The sequence below is a fragment of the Stenotrophomonas sp. A3_2 genome (assembly GCF_036624925.1).
Classification (GTDB): Bacteria; Pseudomonadota; Gammaproteobacteria; order Xanthomonadales; family Xanthomonadaceae; genus Stenotrophomonas; species Stenotrophomonas hibiscicola.
Map to the genome: position 1 here is coordinate 1 of NZ_JAZKVY010000057.1, position 365 is coordinate 365.

General features: G+C 68.2%; 1 pseudogene. It reads right to left on the reverse strand.

Annotated features, from left to right (window positions below):
• Positions 1 to 102: 102 nt before the first annotated feature.
• Positions 103 to 365: pseudogene (locus tag R5H29_RS00870) on the reverse strand (hypothetical protein); the annotation flags it as partial.

The following is a 365-nucleotide window of genomic DNA, read 5'->3' on the forward strand; positions in this document are numbered from 1 at the left end:
AGTCTTTTTGCTTCTTTTTCTTCAGAAAAAGAAGAGTCCCTGGGTTTTCCGATAAAGATCCGCCGTGCGGACCGATAGAAAACGAGCGGTCTGGCGCCGGTTTCAAATGGTCTCCGCGGGAGGCGGCAGCGCCGCCAGGCCGCGCGACGTCTTCTCGACCTCGGCGCTGAGCCAGGCGGCGAAACGCTCCACCACCGGATCGGGGCGCGCCGCCTCCGCGCGCACCAGGGCGTAGTGCCAGCCGGTGGCGCGGGGCGGGGCGAGCAGCCGGGTTTCGCCCCCGAGCAGGCCATCCGCCATCACCAGCAGGTCGGCAACTCCGGCGCCGATGCCGCCGATGATCGCCTCGGCCAGCGTCTCGCGCG